At 47.1% G+C, this 397-nt stretch carries 1 protein-coding gene; it reads right to left on the reverse strand.

All coding sequences use genetic code 11. From position 1 onward, the window contains the following. A partial coding sequence (locus tag PZE06_RS26645) for a hypothetical protein (RefSeq protein WP_275792190.1) occupies positions 1–308 on the reverse strand: 308 nt, incomplete at its 3' end. Between the last annotated feature and the right edge of the window lie 89 nt (positions 309–397).

Consider the following 397-nt stretch of genomic DNA (forward strand, 5'->3'; position numbering starts at 1 on the left):
ATCCCGACCTGCTGCGGAATACACCTCTCGGGCGGATAATGCGTGAATATTCGTTCTTTTCCTACGAGACAAACGAGGCATTGCACCTTAGTGTGGAAGAACGGCAAATCATCATGGATTGCTTCCACAAGATTCAATATGAATTGAACCATCCGATACACCGTCACAGCAAGAACCTCATCACAGACAGCATCAAGACGTTCCTTGATTACTGCACACGTTTCTATGACCGTCAGTTCATCACACGCGACAACCAAAACCGAGACATCCTCGCAAGATTTGAGCGGTTGCTTGACGAATACTTCCATGATGGGGCTGCTAAACGGATAGGCTTGCCCACTGTACAGTATTGTGCAGACAAGCTCTGCCTCTCGCCCAACTATTTCAGTGATTTATT

It is taken from the genome of Robertmurraya sp. DFI.2.37 (genome assembly GCF_029211245.1).
GTDB classification, from domain to species: Bacteria; Bacillota; Bacilli; order Bacillales; family Cytobacillaceae; genus Robertmurraya; species Robertmurraya methanolica_A.